This window comes from Streptomyces sp. NPDC050418 (genome assembly GCF_044458745.1).
Lineage (GTDB): Bacteria > Actinomycetota > Actinomycetes > Streptomycetales > Streptomycetaceae > Streptomyces.
In genome coordinates this window covers 36,228-48,251 of record NZ_JBITIG010000014.1, presented here as the reverse complement: position 1 = coordinate 48,251, position 12,024 = coordinate 36,228, and the positions used below count along the sequence as shown (strand labels likewise).

The 12,024-nt window shown below is 71.5% G+C and carries 8 protein-coding genes; all 8 read right to left on the bottom strand.

The genetic code is table 11. The features are described from left to right. Nucleotides 1-30: 30 nt before the first annotated feature. Complete coding sequence (locus ACIBI4_RS29525) at nt 31-2,163, bottom strand: protein kinase (RefSeq protein WP_399207189.1); 2,133 nt, start codon at nt 2,161-2,163, stop codon at nt 31-33. Nucleotides 2,164-2,216: 53 nt separating this feature from the next. Beyond that, nucleotides 2,217-4,397: a protein kinase gene (locus tag ACIBI4_RS29520; protein WP_399207188.1), complete on the bottom strand. Its 2,181-nt coding sequence runs from the start codon at nt 4,395-4,397 to the stop codon at nt 2,217-2,219. Nucleotides 4,398-4,553: 156 nt separating this feature from the next. After that, entirely contained in the window at nt 4,554-5,486 is a 933-nt protein-coding gene (locus ACIBI4_RS29515; protein WP_399207187.1) for a serine/threonine protein kinase, read from the bottom strand. A 316-nt stretch (nt 5,487-5,802) separates the two neighbouring features. After that, the gene (locus tag ACIBI4_RS29510) at nt 5,803-6,885 is read right to left on the bottom strand and encodes an ABC transporter ATP-binding protein (RefSeq protein ID WP_399207186.1); all 1,083 of its coding nucleotides are present in this window, start codon (nt 6,883-6,885) and stop codon (nt 5,803-5,805) included. Next, nucleotides 6,882-7,868 (bottom strand): ABC transporter ATP-binding protein, encoded by a 987-nt coding sequence (locus tag ACIBI4_RS29505; protein ID WP_399207185.1) that lies wholly within the window; start codon nt 7,866-7,868, stop codon nt 6,882-6,884. Before ACIBI4_RS29505 ends, ACIBI4_RS29510 begins: the two co-directional genes overlap by 4 nt. Beyond that, on the bottom strand, nt 7,865-8,824 hold the full coding sequence (locus ACIBI4_RS29500) for an ABC transporter permease (protein WP_399207184.1): 960 nt from the start codon (nt 8,822-8,824) through the stop codon (nt 7,865-7,867). The genes ACIBI4_RS29505 and ACIBI4_RS29500 overlap by 4 nt, the downstream gene beginning before the upstream one ends. After that, the gene (locus ACIBI4_RS29495) at nt 8,821-9,897 is read right to left on the bottom strand and encodes an ABC transporter permease (protein ID WP_399207183.1); all 1,077 of its coding nucleotides are present in this window, start codon (nt 9,895-9,897) and stop codon (nt 8,821-8,823) included. The genes ACIBI4_RS29500 and ACIBI4_RS29495 overlap by 4 nt, the downstream gene beginning before the upstream one ends. 80 nt (nt 9,898-9,977) lie before the next feature. Continuing rightward, the gene (locus tag ACIBI4_RS29490) at nt 9,978-11,897 is read right to left on the bottom strand and encodes an ABC transporter substrate-binding protein (protein WP_399207182.1); all 1,920 of its coding nucleotides are present in this window, start codon (nt 11,895-11,897) and stop codon (nt 9,978-9,980) included. Between the last annotated feature and the right edge of the window lie 127 nt (nt 11,898-12,024).

Here is a 12,024-nt window from a genome sequence, read left to right as displayed (position 1 = left end):
CTCCGGAGCACCGCCCTGCGGAACCCCGGATCAGAACGCCCCCACCGCCGTCACCTCTCCGCCGCTCTTGGCGAAGACCCGATTGCCCGCGGCGGCGAGTGACTGGTGCTTGGAGTAGGGGAGTACGAGCCTCAGCGCACTCTCCCCGTCGGCCACCCGCACGGCATGGAGCTGCAGCTGGAACTCGTCGCTGCCGGTCACCGTGTCGCCCGTCCGCAGATACCAGGCGCCGTTCGCCTGCACGAGCACGGGAAGGCCGTCGTTCGCCCCCCAGTACGCCTGCCACGCCTCGCCGCCGTCACGGGTGCCGAGGCGCCGCGGGAAGTAGTCGCCGGTCGCGTAGACGGCGCCCTCGTGGACCGTCGGCCGCCCCCACGGCCCGTTGTCGCCCTTGGTGTCCTCGGGCTCGGTCCGCCAGATCTCCCGCCCGTCGCGGAGCCGGCGGGCGGACAGACGCGTACCGCCGTGGAACACCGTGTCCCCGTCGATGGCCACGTGGACGAGCGAGCTCCTGCTCTGCTGATCCGACCACACCACCTTCCCGGCACGCGCGTCGATCGCCAGAACGCCCCCCTCGTCGGTCCCGATCACGAGCCGGCCCCCGCTCGCGGCCGAGGACAGAGCGCCCTGCCCCTTGAAGGCGGCGGGGGCGCTCAGCGTCCAGCGCACCTTCGCGTCGGACGTGCCGACACAGCGCAGCCGCTTGTCCTTCGTCAGGAAGTAGACAGCGTCGTCGTCCGCCGTCAGCAGGTGCTGCACCTCGGCCGCCCGGCACGTCCATTTGGCGACGCCGGTGGAGGCCACGTACGTGCGCAGCGTCCCGCCCTTGTCGGCCGCCGCCACCAGCCGGTCGGACAGCGACAGATAGCCGGCCGCCGCATGGATGCCCGCTTGCTGCCAGCGACGTGATCCGTCCCGTACGTCGTACGCGGCGATGCCACCGCTCGCGGCACCGAAGACCAGGACGTCGCGCACCGGCAGGAGGTCCTGTGCGTACACGTCGGCCTCGTCGACGACCCGCCAGATGAGGGTGGCCGCAGGAACGCTGCCGACGGCCGGTTTGCCCTCCAGGTTCTCCAGAGCCTGCTTGGGCGTACGCGCGGCAGGCGGGATGTCGAACGGATCGTTCTTCGCGGGCGGACGCGCGTCGCCCCGGCCGGCCAGCCACCACACGCCGGTACCGCCCCCCGCGGCCAGCACCGCGCCACCTGCCGCCAGACCGGTGAGCAGCCTGCGCCGCGCCGGGGACGGCGCCTGGCCGTCCGTGGGGCCCGCTGCCTGTGTGGTCAGCCGGCGCGCGTCCCGCTCACGCTCCTTGATGGCGTCGGCGAGAGGCCCGCGCCGCCAGTGGCGCCCGGACCCCTTGGCAGGGGCCATCGCCTGCTCGATCTGCGCGGGAGTGGGCCGCAGCGCCGGGTCCTTGGCGAGACAGGGCGCCAGAAGGGCCGCCAACTCCGGTGAGATACCTGCCAGTTCGGGTTCGCCGTGCACCACCGCGTACTGCACGGCCGCCACATGCCCGCCGTCGAACGCCCGCCGCCCACGGGCCGCGTACACGAACACCGCACCCAGCGAGAACACATCGGCCGGGGGCGCCACGCGTTGCCCGAGGACCTGCTCGGGCGCGCCGTAGCCCGGCGTGACCGGTACCTGCCCGGTGGTGGTGAGTGTGAGGCCGTGCTCGGGCCGGGCGATGCCGAAGTCGATGACGCGGGGGCCGTCCGCGGTGAGCACGATGTTCTGCGGCTTCAGGTCGCGGTGCACGAACCCGGCCGCGTGGATGTCGGCGACCGTCCGCGCGAGCGAGGCGGCGAGCGCCCGCAGCGCGCCCTCGTCGAGCGGGCCGAACCGTTCGACGGCCTGGTCGAGGGTGAGCCCCGCGAGGAACTCGGTCGCCATCCACGGCCGCCCGCCCTCGGTCCAGGCCCCGAGCACCGCGGCGACGCCCGGGCTGCGCACGGCCTGCGCGGCCTGCGCCTCGCGTACGAAGCGCTGGGCGAGGTGCGTGTCGTGCGCCAGCTCGGGCCGCAGCACCTTGACCGCCGCCAGGGTCCCGGCCGCGTCCTGGCCGACGTACACCTTGCCCATACCGCCTTCGCCGAGCACGCCGAAGACGCGGTACGGGCCGAGGCGGACGGGATCTCCGGGGCCGAGCGGGGTCATGGGTCAGGTCCTTCACGCGCGAGGGGGAGGGGGTGACGAGGGGGCGGCTCAGCTCACTTCAGCGGATACGCGGTCAAGGAGTTCTCCTCCACGCCGAGCAGGAGCCGGTCGGGCACGTCCGCGTAGAAGCGCGTCGCACTCGTCTTGTACGTGCGTGCGACGGCGTGGGTCCGCAGGTCGATGGCGTGCAGCTGAACGCCGTTGCGGTAGTAGCCGTACCGCTTGGTCAGCAGCGGCCGCCAGGCCAGTGACGCCTCGCTGACCTGGTCCGAGGTCTCGGTCCATGCCACCTTGCCGCTGTCCGCGGCCAGTGCGCTGAGGCCGACGCCCTGTCCGACCGCGTACACGACTCCGGAGGCGTACGAGGGAGGACCGTACGAGACTCCGGCCTTGCTCCTCCACACCTCCTCACCGTTGTCGATCCGCCACGCCCGCAGCCGCTCGCCGCCGAGGTGGATCCGCCCGTCGCCGAGCGCCAACGCGGCCTGCAGGGCGTCGGGATCGTCGGTCTTTCCGTACGGCTTGTCCCAGAGGACCTCGCCGTTGCGGATGTCCCGAACGACGACGCGTACGGTCTCCGGCTCGGTCTCCTGCAGCGTGACAAGGCGGTCACCGACGACCTCGGCGGCCAGGAAGTGAAGCCGTTGGCTCTTGTCCGGACGCTTGGGCAGCGCCTTCGACCACAGAGTCCTGCCCGTCTTGATGTCGGCGGCGCGCAGCGTGAACTTCTGCGAGGCGAGGAAACCCCTTGCGGACTCCTTGCCGGAAGCGACGGCGGCGTACGCCACCGTGCCGCGGACGCAGAGCAGTTGGTTTCCCTCCACGCGGGCGTTGGTGCCCCTGAAGTAGGCAGGTGTCGGCCCGACGGAGTTGGCCCAGACCGAGATGCCGGCGGGCGTCACGCCTGCTGCCGTGCGGTCGTGGTGCGGGCTCAGCCGGTAGGCGAGCTTGCCGCTGGAGTCGACCTGCCAGGGCGCCCCGTCGGCGACGAAATCCTCCGTACGCCCGCCGTCCTTCGGATCGAAGCAGAACGTGGTGGCCCGGTAAGGGAGTTGGATCTTCCCGTTGACGGGGTGGGGCGCGGTGAGTCCCCAATCGAGAAGGAGCTGCACGTCGGTCTTCCAGACCGGGTCGATGTTCCGCGTCTGCTCGGGCCCCGCGTCCCCCTTCCCGGAACCCCCGGTCCGCTCCCGCGAGGAGCTCCACCACCAGGCGCCGCCGCCCGCGAGCCCCACCGCGGCGACCGCCCCGCCGCCGAACAGGAGCCGGCGCCGGGACACGCCCGCTCCGGCCGTGGCCGGCGTCGGCGCGCCGGACGTGAAGGTGTCGGCCGGCGGAGGCAGCCGCTGCGGGGTGACACGCCAGACGTCGGCGGCCCGCTGCCCGATCTGCGCCATCAGCGAGTCCGGCAGCTGCTCGGCGAACTCGCCGCTGCCGTCGTGGAGTCGGGCCGCGAGCTCGAGGACTCCCGGTCGCTGCGCCGGATCCTTGGCCAGGCACTGCGCGAGCACGGACGCGAGGGACGCGGGCACACTGCTCAGATCGGCCTCCGCGTACCGCACGCGGTACAGCAGATCAGCCGCCTGCCCGGTCCCGAACGGCCCGCTTCCCCGGGCCGCGTACACCAGCACCCCGGCGAGTGCGAAGACATCGCCGGCCGCGCCGTGCTCCTGGCCGGTGGCCTGCTCGGGCGACATGAAGGCCGGGGTGCCGACGGCGGATCCGGTCCGGGTGAGCCGGGCGTCCCCGACCGCCCGCGCGATCCCGAAGTCGATGACCTTCGGACCGTAGGCCGTGACGAGGATGTTGGACGGCTTCAGGTCGCGGTGCACGACCTCGGACCGGTGCAGCTGGTCAAGTGCCGCACACAGAGCGGCCCCGAGCGCACGGACCGTCCGCTCGGGCAGCGGTCCGGACGTCTCCACGGCCTCGTCGAGCGGGGGCCCGAGCACGTACTCCGTGGCGAGCCAGGGAGTGGCCGCCAGCGGGTCGGCGTCGACGACCCGGGCCCCGAACCGCCCACCGATGACCCGGGCCGCATCGGTCTCGAGGCGGAAGCGCGTCCGGGCGTCGGCGGTCTCGGCGATCCCCGGGTGCATGGTCTTGAGCGCGACGGTGGCCCCGCCGGGCGTACGGGCGAGATACACGGTCCCCATGCCGCCGCTGCCCAGGCGGGCGACGAGGCGGTAGGGGCCGAGGGCGGCGGGGTCGTCGTGGACCAGAGGTGTGGGCATGGGGTGGGGATCCCTCGTCGGGGCGATGGGGCGGGCGCCGGGCTCGTGGGGGAGGGCATCCGCGGGGGCAGGAGGCGTCGTGGGGGACGTCGGCGGGTCACCTCACAGGGATGTCAGGGAGCGGCGTCGCGGCGGGCGTCCTGTGGGGCGTCCGGCTCACGCAGACGCATGCACGGCCCTCCGCGCCGCTCCCGTCGCCTCGCCCGCCCCGTGCTCCAGTTCGGCGCCGAGTACGGCGGCGGCCTGATGGGCGAGCGCCGCGCCGATGCGGGGCGGCAGCCAGCCGGGGGTGAGCAGAGCGGCGGCGAGGTCGGTCGCGCCGAAGCCGGCCGCGTGCTGCGCCCCCGCCGGATCGCCGGCCAACTCCCGTACGACCTCCGCGAGTTGCATACGGTCGGCCGGATCGCGTGCGAGGCACCGCGTCACCACGGGCCGGAGAGAGGCGGGCAGTTCATCCCGCTCCGGCGCCGTGCTCCCGGTGGCGGCGAAGGCGAGCGTCGCCCCCAGCGCATACACATCGCCCATCGGCCGCGGCATACCGCCCGCCGCCTGCTCGGGCGCGAGCACGCTGTCGTCGACACCGGCGAGGCCCCGCCGCGGCGCACCGTCGGACGCGGCGGCACGCACCGCGCCGTAGCCGCCGAGCCGGGGTCCGTCATGGGCGAGGAGGACGGCGGCCGGGGAGACACCGGAGTGCGTGAGGTTCTGTCCGTGGATCACGGAGAGGGTTTCGGCGAGGGCGACACCCAGGGCGCGGACGGTCATCTCGGGCAGCGGGCCGCCGTGCACGGCCAGGGCGACGGGCAGCGGCAGCACCGGCTGATACGGAGCGGCGTGCCAGACACCGTGCCCGGCCGGTGCCAACTCGACGGCGGGCAGCACCCACCGCCCCACCAGGTAGCGCGAGGCGTCCGCCTCGGCAAGGAAGCGTGCGGGGTCGGTTCCGGGAAGCGGACTGCTGAGGAGGACGGTGCGCTCGCCGTCGGGCGTCCGGGCGATATGCCGCAGCGCGGGCGGTGCGGACCGGCCGGCTCCGCCGCTGCTCGTGTCGAGCGCCGAGAGGACCGCATACGGACCGATCCACTGCACCGCGCCACCGGACCCCGCCCGGCGCTCAGCTCCCTGCCCGCCCTGCAAGTGCAATCACTCCCCGCCCCGTATGAATCAAGCGCCGTGAGCCTACTAGAGGGGCTGGTGGGGCCAGGGTGGGGGACGTGCGGGGTGAGAGCTCTGAGGGGTGGAGTGGTGCGCTGGGGCGGACCGAGTGTGCCGGGGCTGGCCAAGGGTCGGGGCGGACCGAGCGTGCCGGGGGCTGGCCAAGGGCCGCGGGGCAGACCGAGGCGCCGGAGCAGACCTGGGCGCCGGAAGCAGCCGCTCCACGCCGCCGCCCCGGCGCCCCTCCACGTCAGTCCGTCTTCGCCACCCCGGCACCGGAGTCCCCGTCCCTCGTGCCGGACAGTGTCTTGGTGAGCGGGACGGCCGCGTCCCCGCCGGCCGCCTCCGCCGCACCGCCGTCCCGCGCCGCAGCCCAATGGCAGGCCACCTGCCGCTCCCCTTCACCGGACAGCACCGGCAGCACCTTCGTACGGCAGGAGCGGGCCACCCCCGCCCGTTCCGCCTCGCCCGAGGCCAGCACCTGGCAGCGGGCGTGGAAGCGGCAGCCGCCCGGGATGCGGGAGGGGTCCGGGGGTTCGCCCGTGAGGACCACCGGGGCGCCCGGTGCCTCCGGGAGGACGGACAACAAAGCCTGGGTGTACGGGTGCTGGGGCGAGGTCAGGACCTCCTCGACCGTTCCCGTCTCCACGATCCGGCCCAGGTACATCACCGCCACGCGGTCCGCGATGTTCCAGGCCAGACCCAGGTCGTGGGTGACGACGAGGGCCGAGAGGCCCAGGTCCGCCCGGAGCGACAGGAGCAGCGCCAGGATCTCGCCGCGTACGGACGCGTCCAGGGAGGCCACGGGCTCGTCCGCGACGATCAGTTCGGGGTCGAGCACGAGCGCGCCCGCGATCACGACGCGCTGGCGCTGCCCGCCCGACAGCTCGTGCGGATAGCGCAGGAAGAAGCGCTCCGGCGGACGCAGACCCGCCCGCGACAGCGCCGACGCGACGGCCTCCCGTTCGTCGCCCCCGTAGCCATGGATCCGCAGCCCCTCCGCCACCGCGTCGTACACCGTGTGGCGCGGGTTGAGCGAACCGCTGGGGTCCTGGAGGACCAGCTGGGCACGCTTGCGGTAGGCCTTGAGGGCCTTGCCGCGGTACGTCAGCGGGGCGCCGTCGAAGAGGACCTGGCCGGCCGTCGGCGGAACCAGGCCGAGCAGCGAGCGCGCGAGCGTCGTCTTGCCGCAGCCCGACTCGCCGACGAGCGCCACGATCTCGCCGCGCCGGATGTCGAGGTCGACCCCGTCCACGGCGCGCGCCTCAGGCGCACCGCGCCGGCCGGGGAAGGCCACCTTCAGGCCGGCCGCACTCAGCAACGCACCGCTCATCGTTCGCTCCCCACCGTCGCGGCCGGCGCATCGGCCGCCTTCACGTGCACACAAGCCGCCTGCCACGACGCGCCCGCGTCGACGAGCTCCTGATCCTCGGACGCGCAGGAGTCGAGCGCCACCGGACACCGCGGGTGGAAGGTGCACCCCGACGGCAGATCCGAGGGGTCGGGCGGATCGCCGGGCAGACCCTGCGGGGCGAACCGGGAGGCCGGGTCGCCGATCCGCGGGAACGCCGCCGACAGGGCCTTGCCGTACGGGTGCCGCGCATCGTCGTACACCTGCCGCGCCGGACCGTCCTCGACCACACGCCCCGCGTACATGACCGTGAGCCGGTCGCAGGTGTCCGCGAGCACCGCGAGGTCATGGCTGATCATGATCAGCCCGAGGTTCTCCCGGGCCACCAACTCCTCGATCAGCCGCAGGATCTGCGCCTGGATCATCACGTCGAGCGCGGTCGTCGGCTCGTCCGCGATGATCAGGTCGGGCGCGCAGGCCAGCGCCATCGCGATCATCACGCGCTGCCGCTGACCGCCGGAGAGCTCGTGCGGGTAGGCCTTGGCGCGCGAGGCGGGCAGGCCGACCTGCTGGAGCAGCTCCCGTACGCGGGCCTTCACCCGCTCCGGCGGAGTCGTACGGTGCAGCCGGATGGGCTCGGCGATCTGGTCGCCGATCCGGTGCACCGCGTTGAGCGAGTGCATCGCGCCCTGGAAGACGATCGACGCGCCCGCCCAGCGCACCGCGCGCAGCCGCCCCCACTTCATGGCGAGGACGTCCTCACCGTCGAGCAGGATCTGCCCGGTCACCTTGCTGCCCGCGGGCAGCAGCCGCAGCAGCGCCAGCGCGAGGGTCGACTTGCCGCAGCCGGACTCACCGGCGATGCCCAGCTTCTGCCCGGCGTCCACCGTCAGATCGACGCCGCGCACGGCCTGTGCGCCATTCGCATACGTGACATGCAGGTCACGTACCTCCAAGAGGCTCAACGGGCCACCCCCAGCCTGGGATTGAGAACCGACTCGACCGCACGCCCGCAGAGCGTGAACGACAGCGCCACCGCCGCGATGGCGAGGCCGGGCGGGGCGAGATACCACCAGTGGCCCGCGCTGACCGCGCCCGCCTCGCGCGCGTCCTGCAGCATGCCGCCCCACGAGGTGACCGTGGGATCGGAAAGCCCCAGGAACGCGAGGGTCGACTCCGTGAGGATCGCGCTGGAGATGACCAGCGTGGTCTGGGCGAGGACGAGGGGCATCACGTTCGGCAGGACGTGCCGCAGCATGATGTGCCCGTGCCCGCCGCCGAGCGCACGGGCCCGTTCGATGTACGGCCGCGACTCCACGGCGAGGGTCTGCGCGCGCACCAGACGGGCCGTGGTCGGCCAGGTGGTGACGCCGATCGCGAGGATCACCGTCCACATCGAGCGGTCCATCACGGTCGCCAGGGCGATGGCGAGCACCAGCGTCGGCATCACCAGGAACCAGTCCGTGATGCGCATGAGGACGGTCGCGAACCAGCCCTTGTAGTGCCCGGCGACGATCCCGACGAGGGTGCCGATCGCCACGCACAGGAACGCGGCGAGCAGACCGACGGTCAGGGACACCCGCGCACCCCAGACGAGCAGCGCGAGAACGCTGCGCCCGAACTGGTCGGTGCCCAGCGGGAACTCACCGCTCGGGTCCTCCAGGGCCATCCCCGGTGCGTCCGTCACGGACTCCGAGTCGGCGCCCACGAGCACAGGCGCGGCGAGCGCGATCAGGGCGATCAGGAGCAGAGCGCCCAGGCCCCACAGCCCGCTGCGATGGCTGCGGTACTCGCGCCAGAAGCGGGCCAGCGACTGGCGCATCCGCGCCGCCTTGAGCGCCCGCGGGCTCTTGCCGCCGGTCTTGGTCAGGGGCTCGGCGGAGGCTTGTGCCGTCGGTTCGGCAGTCGGTTCTGCGGTCATCGGCCCACCCGGGGATCGAGCAGCGGATACAGCACATCGGCAAGGGTGTTGGCCAGGATCACCGCGGCCGCCCAGAAGAAGAACAGGGCCTGCACCAGCGGCAGATCGGGGCCGGCGAGCGACTCGTAGAAGAGCCCGCCGAGGCCCGGCCAGGAGAACACGGTCTCGACCAGGATCTGCCCCGCGACCACATGCCCGAGGTTCACGAACATCAGCGTGAACGTGGGCAGCAGCGCGTTCGGCACCGCATGCCGGCGCCGTACGACATCGTCACGGAGTCCCTTGGCCCGCGCGGTCGTCAGATAGTCGCTGCCCATCTCGTCGAGCAGCGAGGAGCGCATCACGAGCAGCGTCTGCGCGTAGCCGACCGCGACCAGCGTGATGACCGGCAGGATCATGTGGTGCGCGACATCGATGACGTACGCGAATCCGGTCTCGTCGCCGGATTCCAGGCCACCGGTCGGGAACATCCCCGGAATGGGCCCTATGCCGACGGAGAACACGATGATGAGCAGCAGTCCGAGCCAGAACGACGGGACGGAGTAGAGCGTCAGGGCCAGGGCGCTGTTGAACTTGTCGCCCTTCTTGCCGTGCCGCCACGCCGACCGTGTCCCGAGCCAGAGGCCGAGCGCGGTGAAGAGGATGTACGCGGTGCCGGTGAGCAGCAGCGTCGCCGGAATGGCCGCCGTGATCTTCTCCATCACCGGCATGTGGAACTGGTACGACATACCGAAGTCGCCGCTCAGAGCGTCCTTCATGTAGTCGAGGAACTGCTGCCACATGGGCTGGTCGAGGCCGAACTCCCGCCGCAGGTTCTCCAGTTGCTCGCTGGAGATCGGGCGCCCGCCGGTCATGTGCTTGACGGGATCACTGGGAATCAGCCGGAAGAGGAAGAAGCTCGTGACGAGGACGGCGAACAGGGAGATCACGGCTCCCAGGATCTTGCCCGCCGCATAACGCAAGTACGCCTTGGTGTCGCGCGCGCGTGGCCCGCGGCCGGCCGAAGGACCGGGCGTTCCCGGGCCGTCGGCTTCCGCGCCGTGCACGAGCGCCGGAGTGCTCTCAGCTGTCATGGGACTCTCGTTACTCGTGCGGATCCCGGGTCCGGTACGAGCCCCTGCGCGGGACCCGCACCGGACACCGGGCCGGTCGTCTACTCGCGGTCGTCGGCCGTGGCCGCGCGCCGCCGCGTGAACAGGAACGCGGCACCGCCGAGCACGAGCACACCGATCACGACACCGATCACGATCCCGGTCGAACCGGAGTCGTCGCCGCCGTCACCGCCGCTCGCACCGCCACTGCCCGCACCCGCGGGCTCGGCCGACCACCAGCTCCAATACCCGTCCTGGCCGTAGATGTTGCCGGAGGCCTCGGGCATCGTCATGATCGACTTGATCTGGTCCGTGCGGTACGCCTCGACCGCGTTCGGGTACGCGATGACATTCATGTACCCCGAGTCGTACAGCCAGGACTGCATTTCCTTGACCGTGTCGGCGCGCTTGGCCGGGTCGTATTCGGCGAGCTGCTTCTGGTAGAGCTCGTCGAACTTCTTGTCGCAGATGAAGTTGTCCGTGGCCGCGCTCTCCTTGGCCTTCTCCGGAAGGGCCGCGCAGGTGTGGATACCGAGCACGAAGTCCGGGTCCGGGTTCACCGACCAGCCGTCGAACGCCAGGTCGTACTCGCCCGCGTACCAGGGAACCGAGACATCGTCGAGGCACTGCACTTCGAGGCCGATTCCGAGATCGCCCCACCATTCCTGCAGATACTTGCCGATCGCCTTGTCGTTCGGGTCCGTCGCGTGGCACAGGATCCGGAAGTTGAGCGGCTTTCCGTCCTTTCCGACCCGCTTTCCGTTCTTCTCCGGATATCCGGCCTCATCGAGCAGCTTCGCGGCCTTCTCCGGGTCGTACGCGAGCTTCTGGCTCTCGTCCGGCTTCCAGAAATACGATTCGAAGCGCGGCGGAATGTAGCCCTCGCCCTCGACCGCGTGGCCCTGGAAGACCTTGTCGACGATCGTCTTGCGGTCGACCGAGAGGAACAGCGCCTGGCGCACCTTCTGGTCGAGCAGCGCCGGGTGGCCGTCGCCGAAGGTCTTGCCGTCCTTGGTCTTCGCGCCCGGGTTGGTGGCGATGGCGAAGAAGCGCCGCCCCGGACCCTCGTTGACCTTGATGTTCTTCTCGCTCGCCAGGCTCTGGGCCTGGGCGGGCGTCAGCGCGGGCGAGCCGGCGACGAAGGACACCTCGCCCTTCTTGAGCGCGGCGACCGCGGCGTCCTGGTCCTTGAACGTACGGAAGACGAGCTCGTCGAACTTCGGTGCCCCGCGCCAGAATTCCTTGTTGGCCTTGAGCTTCACGAACTGGTCGGTCTTGTACTCCGTGAGCGTGAACGGCCCGTTGCCGACGATCGGGAACTTCTCGTCGTTGTTGAACTTCGAGTAGTCGTCGACGTCCTTCCAGATGTGCTCGGGCACGATCGGGACGTCGAGCGAGGTCATCGTCGCCTGCGGCTTCTTGAGCTCGATCACGAGCTCGGTGTCGCTCGGGGCGGTGACCTTCTTGAAGTTCGTGACGAAGCTGCCGTTGGCCTGACCGGCGTTCTCGTCGGTCATGATCTTGTTGAACGTGAAGGCCGCGTCCTTCGCCGTGGCCTTCTGCCCGTCCGACCACTTCGAGTCGTCACGGATCTTGTACGTCCAGGTCAGCTTGTCCGCCGAGGACTTCCACTCGGTGGCGAAGCCGGGGACGACCTTGTTGTCCTTGGCGTCGTAGTTGGTCAGGTACTCGTACATGAGCCGGTGGATGCTCGTACTGACCAGACGCTGGGCCAGGAACGGGCTCAGCGAGTCGACGCTCTGTGCGAGCGCGACGGTGAGGGTCTTGCCCTCGGCCTTCGCCTGGACCTGACCGGCCTGGGCATCGGCCTGCGTCGAGGCGGGGGCCGCGGGCGCGGCGGGCGCCGCGGCGAGACCGGCCGTCAGGGCGAGCGCGGCGGCACCGGAGGCGAACAGGTACCGGCGGCGTCGGGGCGACGGTGGGGAATTGAGCTGAGGTGCGTGCTGATCTCTTACGTTCATGGGTCGGTGACCTCGCGTCATCGCTCGCATGGAAACGGCAGGAACAAGCGCCGAAGGGTCTGAGTGGTCTGTGTGTCTATCAGCGGTGGTCTAAACATGTCAACGGTCGCCGTAGGGGGTTTGGCCT

Coding starts and splice junctions, on each gene's coding strand:
- ACIBI4_RS29525 (WP_399207189.1), bottom strand. CDS start 2,163: ATGACCCCGCTCGGCCCCGGAGATCCCGTCCGCCTCGGCCCGTACCGC.
- ACIBI4_RS29520 (WP_399207188.1), bottom strand. CDS start 4,397: ATGCCCACACCTCTGGTCCACGACGACCCCGCCGCCCTCGGCCCCTAC.
- ACIBI4_RS29510 (WP_399207186.1), bottom strand. CDS start 6,885: ATGAGCGGTGCGTTGCTGAGTGCGGCCGGCCTGAAGGTGGCCTTCCCC.
- ACIBI4_RS29500 (WP_399207184.1), bottom strand. CDS start 8,824: ATGACCGCAGAACCGACTGCCGAACCGACGGCACAAGCCTCCGCCGAG.
- ACIBI4_RS29495 (WP_399207183.1), bottom strand. CDS start 9,897: ATGACAGCTGAGAGCACTCCGGCGCTCGTGCACGGCGCGGAAGCCGAC.
- ACIBI4_RS29490 (WP_399207182.1), bottom strand. CDS start 11,897: ATGAACGTAAGAGATCAGCACGCACCTCAGCTCAATTCCCCACCGTCG.